Source organism: Sphaerotilus sulfidivorans, from assembly GCF_013426975.1.
GTDB classification, from domain to species: Bacteria; Pseudomonadota; Gammaproteobacteria; order Burkholderiales; family Burkholderiaceae_C; genus Sphaerotilus; species Sphaerotilus sulfidivorans.
On sequence record NZ_JACCPY010000071.1, the window covers coordinates 1 to 5,105 of the forward strand.

General features: G+C 53.5%; 2 tRNA genes and 2 rRNA genes. All 4 read right to left on the minus strand.

Annotated features, from left to right (window positions below):
* Positions 1–34: 34 nt before the first annotated feature.
* Positions 35–2,913, minus strand: a 23S ribosomal RNA gene (locus HZU84_RS19925).
* Positions 2,914–3,233: 320 nt separating this feature from the next.
* Positions 3,234–3,309: transfer RNA gene (locus HZU84_RS19930), tRNA-Ala, on the minus strand.
* Positions 3,310–3,320: 11 nt separating this feature from the next.
* Positions 3,321–3,397, minus strand: a tRNA-Ile gene (locus tag HZU84_RS19935).
* Positions 3,398–3,517: 120 nt separating this feature from the next.
* Positions 3,518–5,042, minus strand: a 16S ribosomal RNA gene (locus HZU84_RS19940).
* Together the 16S and 23S rRNA genes with 2 tRNA genes alongside form the textbook arrangement of a ribosomal RNA operon.
* Positions 5,043–5,105 lie beyond the last annotated feature (63 nt).

The window sequence follows — 5,105 nt, forward strand, 5'->3', positions numbered from 1 at the left end:
GACACTCTTACCTTGACAGGAATGTCAAAGTTATAGGGTCAAGCCTCACGAGCAATTAGTACTGGTTAGCTTAAAGCGTTACCGCTCTTCCACACCCAGCCTATCAACGTCCTGGTCTTGAACGACTCTTCAGGGGGCTCGAGGCCCCGGCAGAACTTATCTTGAGACGAGTTTCCCGCTTAGATGCTTTCAGCGGTTATCTCTTCCGCACATAGCTACCCGGCGATGCCACTGGCGTGACAACCGGTACACCAGAGGTGCGTCCACTCCGGTCCTCTCGTACTAGGAGCAGGCTCTCTCAATTCTGCAGCGCCCACGGAAGATAGGGACCAAACTGTCTCACGACGTTTTAAACCCAGCTCACGTACCTCTTTAAATGGCGAACAGCCATACCCTTGGGACCGGCTACAGCCCCAGGATGAGATGAGCCGACATCGAGGTGCCAAACACCGCCGTCGATATGAACTCTTGGGCGGTATCAGCCTGTTATCCCCAGAGTACCTTTTATCCGTTGAGCGATGGCCCTTCCATACAGAACCACCGGATCACTTTGTCCTACTTTCGTACCTGCTCGACTTGTCAGTCTCGCAGTCAAGCACGCTTATGCCAATGCACTATCACCACGATTTCCGACCGTGGCTAGCGTACCTTCGAACTCCTCCGTTACACTTTGGGAGGAGACCGCCCCAGTCAAACTGCCCACCATACACTGTCCCCAATCCCGATCAGGGACCAAGGTTAGAACCTCAAACACACCAGGGTGGTATTTCAACGTCGGCTCCACCAGAACTAGCGTCCTGGCTTCAAAGCCTCCCACCTATCCTACACAGATCTGTTCAAAGTCCAATGTAAAGCTACAGTAAAGGTTCATGGGGTCTTTCCGTCTTTCCGCGGGGAGATTGCATCATCACAAACATTTCAACTTCGCTGAGTCTCTGGAGGAGACAGTGTGGCCATCGTTACGCCATTCGTGCAGGTCGGAACTTACCCGACAAGGAATTTCGCTACCTTAGGACCGTTATAGTTACGGCCGCCGTTTACTGGGACTTCAGTCAAGAGCTTGCACCCCATCATTTAATCTTCCAGCACCGGGCAGGCGTCACACCCTATACGTCGACTTTCGTCTTTGCAGAGTGCTGTGTTTTTATTAAACAGTCGCAGCCACCGATTCTCTGCGGCCTCGTTTAGCTCCACCCGCGAGGGGCTTCACTGACTAAAGGCACACCTTCTTCCGAAGTTACGGTGTCAATTTGCCGAGTTCCTTCTCCAGAGTTCTCTCAAGCGCCTGAGAATACTCATCACGCGCACCAGTGTCGGTTTGCGGTACGGTCGTTGCAAGCTGGAGCTTAGTGGCTTTTCTTGGAAGCAGGGTATCACTCACTTCGTCTGCAAGCAGACTCGTTATCACGCCTCATCTTAGCCCTCCGGATTTGCCTAGAGGGCATGACTACACGCTTGAACCGGGACATCCAACACCCGGCTGAGCTAACCTTCTCCGTCCCCACATCGCACTTGCAATCGGTACAGGAATATTCACCTGTTTCCCATCAGCTACGCATCTCTGCCTCGCCTTAGGGGCCGACTCACCCTACGCCGATGAACGTTGCGTAGGAAACCTTGCGCTTACGGCGAGGGGGCTTTTCACCCCCTTTAACGCTACTCATGTCAGCATTCGCACTTCTGATACCTCCAGCATCCTTCTCAAGACACCTTCACAGGCTTACAGAACGCTCTCCTACCACGCACCTTGCGGTGCATCCGCAGCTTCGGTAACTGGCTTGAGCCCCGTTACATCTTCCGCGCAGGACGACTCGATCAGTGAGCTATTACGCTTTCTTTAAATGATGGCTGCTTCTAAGCCAACATCCTGACTGTTTTAGCCTTCCCACTTCGTTTCCCACTTAGCCAATTTTAGGGACCTTAGCTGGCGGTCTGGGTTGTTTCCCTCTTGAGTCCGGACGTTAGCACCCGGTGCTCTGTCTCCCAAGCTGTACTCATCGGTATTCGGAGTTTGCATAGGTTTGGTAAGTCGCCATGACCCCCTAGCCTAAACAGTGCTCTACCCCCGACGGTAATACTTGAGGCACTACCTAAATAGTTTTCGGAGAGAACCAGCTATTTCCAGGTTTGTTTAGCCTTTCACCCCTATCCACAGCTCATCCGCTAGTTTTGCAACACTAGTCGGTTCGGACCTCCAGTGCGTGTTACCGCACCTTCATCCTGGCCATGGATAGATCACCTGGTTTCGGGTCTACACCCAGCGACTGAAGACGCCCTGTTCGGACTCGGTTTCCCTGCGCCTACCCTATTCGGTTAAGCTTGCCACTGAATGTAAGTCGCTGACCCATTATACAAAAGGTACGCCGTCACCCCGGAGGGCTCCGACTTTTTGTATGCATGCGGTTTCAGGATCTATTTCACTCCCCTCCCGGGGTTCTTTTCGCCTTTCCCTCACGGTACTGGTTCACTATCGGTCGATTACGAGTATTTAGCCTTGGAGGATGGTCCCCCCATCTTCAGACAGGATTTCACGTGTCCCGCCCTACTTGTCGCTAGCTCAGTACCACACAGGTCTTTTCACATACGGGGCTATCACCCACTGTGGCCGGCCTTTCCATGCCGTTCTGTTAAGTCCCGTGCTATCACTAGCAGGCTCTTCCGATTTCGCTCGCCACTACTTTCGGAATCTCGGTTGATGTCTTTTCCTCCAGCTACTGAGATGTTTCAGTTCGCCGGGTTCGCCTTGCATGCCTATGTATTCAGCATGCAATACCCTTGCGGGTGGGTTTCCCCATTCGGACATCTGCGGATCAAAGCTCATTTGCCAGCTCCCCGCAGCTTTTCGCAGGCTATCACGTCCTTCGTCGCCTGTAATCGCCAAGGCATCCACCACATGCACTTAGTCACTTGACCCTATAACTTTGACATCGGACGCATCCGACATCGTCAAGGACTGCACTGACCTGACTGACTTTGCCAGGTCATGTGTTTGAGTATCTACGTTTGCCGTACTTTCAACTCGGTCCGGAATTGCTTCCGGACATGGTTGATGTCTGGTGACGCAATCAATTGTCATTGGCGGCACGGTTGCCAGCAGGCCTTTACCCCTGCGGCATTTCCGCCAACAACGCTGATTCGACTCTACGAATTTTTAAAGAACAACAGCCTCTTTCGAGACAGACCTGAACATTGCGTTCAACGCTCAGGTCTGTCCTGATCGATTTCAGAAGTGATGGTGGAGGATGACGGGATCGAACCGACGACCCCCTGCTTGCAAAGCAGGTGCTCTCCCAGCTGAGCTAATCCCCCTTGAACATTGGTGGTGGGTCTGGTTGGATTCGAACCAACGACCCCCGCCTTATCAAGACGGTGCTCTAACCGACTGAGCTACAGACCCCAATCTCTTCTGACTCTGTCGTGACAGCCGATAAGTGTGGGCGCGTTGATTTGAGTGTCGTACTGTGTTGGACTCTGCTGCCTGGACTGTTGTGCAGTCAGGTGCATCGTCTTTTTCCAGAAAGGAGGTGATCCAGCCGCACCTTCCGATACGGCTACCTTGTTACGACTTCACCCCAGTCACGAACCCTGCCGTGGTAATCGCCCTCCTTGCGGTTAGGCTAACTACTTCTGGCAGAACCCGCTCCCATGGTGTGACGGGCGGTGTGTACAAGACCCGGGAACGTATTCACCGCGACATTCTGATCCGCGATTACTAGCGATTCCGACTTCACGCAGTCGAGTTGCAGACTACGATCCGGACTACGACCGGTTTTCTGGGATTGGCTCCCCCTCGCGGGTTGGCAGCCCTCTGTACCGGCCATTGTATGACGTGTGTAGCCCTACCCATAAGGGCCATGAGGACCTGACGTCATCCCCACCTTCCTCCGGTTTGTCACCGGCAGTCTCATCAGAGTGCCCTTTCGTAGCAACTGATGACAAGGGTTGCGCTCGTTGCGGGACTTAACCCAACATCTCACGACACGAGCTGACGACGGCCATGCAGCACCTGTGTGCAGGTTCTCTTTCGAGCACTCCCACATCTCTGCGGGATTCCTGCCATGTCAAGGGTAGGTAAGGTTTTTCGCGTTGCATCGAATTAAACCACATCATCCACCGCTTGTGCGGGTCCCCGTCAATTCCTTTGAGTTTCAACCTTGCGGCCGTACTCCCCAGGCGGTCAACTTCACGCGTTAGCTTCGTTACTGAGAAGAAACCCTCCCAACAACCAGTTGACATCGTTTAGGGCGTGGACTACCAGGGTATCTAATCCTGTTTGCTCCCCACGCTTTCGTGCATGAGCGTCAGTACAGGTCCAGGGGATTGCCTTCGCCATTGGTGTTCCTCCGCATATCTACGCATTTCACTGCTACACGCGGAATTCCATCCCCCTCTACCGTACTCTAGCTCCACAGTCACAAATGCAGTTCCCAGGTTGAGCCCGGGGATTTCACATCTGTCTTATGGAACCGCCTGCGCACGCTTTACGCCCAGTAATTCCGATTAACGCTTGCACCCTACGTATTACCGCGGCTGCTGGCACGTAGTTAGCCGGTGCTTATTCTTCAGGTACCGTCATCCTCCCGAGGTATTAGCCCAGAAGATTTCTTCCCTGACAAAAGCGGTTTACAACCCGAAGGCCTTCTTCCCGCACGCGGTATGGCTGGATCAGGCTTGCGCCCATTGTCCAAAATTCCCCACTGCTGCCTCCCGTAGGAGTCTGGGCCGTGTCTCAGTCCCAGTGTGGCTGGTCGTCCTCTCAGACCAGCTACAGATCGCAGGCTTGGTAGGCCTTTACCCCACCAACTACCTAATCTGCCATCGGCCGCTCCAATCGCGCGAGGTCTTGCGATCCCCCGCTTTCACCCTCAGGTCGTATGCGGTATTAGCGTAGCTTTCGCTACGTTATCCCCCACGACTGGGCACGTTCCGATGTATTACTCACCCGTTCGCCACTCTCAAGGGTTGCCCCTCTACCGTTCGACTTGCATGTGTAAGGCATACCGCCAGCGTTCAATCTGAGCCAGGATCAAACTCTTCAGTTCGATCTTGTTTTGCTCAAGGAATTGAAGTGAACTTCACTTCTCTATCCATGAGCGTTTAAGGTC